The sequence below is a fragment of the Kocuria carniphila genome, assembly GCF_004136555.1.
Lineage (GTDB): Bacteria > Actinomycetota > Actinomycetes > Actinomycetales > Micrococcaceae > Kocuria > Kocuria carniphila.
Genome location: NZ_NOIT01000045.1, coordinates 1 through 1,147, shown reverse-complemented (window position 1 = coordinate 1,147; position 1,147 = coordinate 1). Strand labels below are relative to the sequence as shown.

The following is a 1,147-nucleotide window of genomic DNA, read 5'->3' as shown; positions in this document are numbered from 1 at the left end:
GGCCCTTCACAGATGAGCATGGGTAGCCGGGTGCGTGGGGGCGTTTCGGAGCGCGTGTTGTGGGGTCTGGGTAGAGGTCGAGGCCTCCAGGATGGGTAGCGACCAAGCAACCTGATCCATAAAGGCCTCGACGTGTCTCATGCTATCTGCGCGCCCGCGTGCGCGCTTTTCGACCTGCCCGACGTCCACGTCCTGGCCGTGGAACGCGGGGCGCGCCAGTTCACCGTGGTGGTTGAGACCGTGCCGCCCCTGGTGGGCTGCCCCTCCTGCGCAGTGCTCGCCACCGGTCATGGCCGCCGGAAGGTGCTCCTGCACGACCTGCCCTGTGCTGGGGTGCCGGTGCGGGTTCGCTGGCGCAAGCGGATCTACCGCTGCCTCGAGGACGCCTGCGAGATCTCGACGTTCAGTGAGCTCCACGAGCTGGCGGCCCCGCGGGGCAAGCTCACCACCCGCGCGATCGCCTGGGCCGTGGCCCAGCTGCGCTCCCACGACATCGCGGTCTCGGCCCTGGCTGAGATGCTAGGGGTCGCTTGGAACACCGTCTGGGATGCCATCGCCCCGGTCATCGAGGACCAGTTGGCCGCGCAGGAGCGGCTGACCGGTGTGGACGCTCTCGGTGTCGACGAGCACGTCTGGCGCCACGTCGGTCCGCCCGGCACCGGACTGGTCACCGGGATCGTGGACCACTCCCGCGGTGAGGACGGCCGGCCTCGGGCGAGACTGTTGGACCTGGTCAAGGGCCGCACCGGGGCCGCCTACGGCCACTGGCTCTCCGAGCAGGGGCCGACCTTCACGAGCGGGATCCGCACGGCGACGCTGGACCCGTTCCACGGCTACGCCAATGCCATCCGCGACAAGCTCCCGGAGGCCATCACGGTGCTCGATGCGTTCCACGTGGTCAAGCTCGGCGGCCAAGTCGTCGACGAGGTGCGTCGCCGCGTGCAACACGACACCCTGGGTCACCGCGGACGGGCCGGAGACCCGCTCTACGGGATCCGCCGGACCCTGCAGATCGGCGCCGAGCACCTCACTCCCAAGCAGATCACCCGCCTGAACGCGAAGCTCGAGGCCGGGGACCCGCACTATGAAGTCACCCTCGCCTGGCACTGCTACCAGAAGCTGCGTGCCGTCTACCACGCCCGCCCCG

At 69.7% G+C, this 1,147-nt stretch carries 1 protein-coding gene; it reads left to right on the top strand.

The features are described 5' to 3' along the window. Positions 1-111: 111 nt before the first annotated feature. Positions 112-1,147 (top strand): ISL3 family transposase (locus EWV37_RS15415; RefSeq protein ID WP_129702508.1); only part of this gene is annotated, 1,036 nt, incomplete at its 3' end.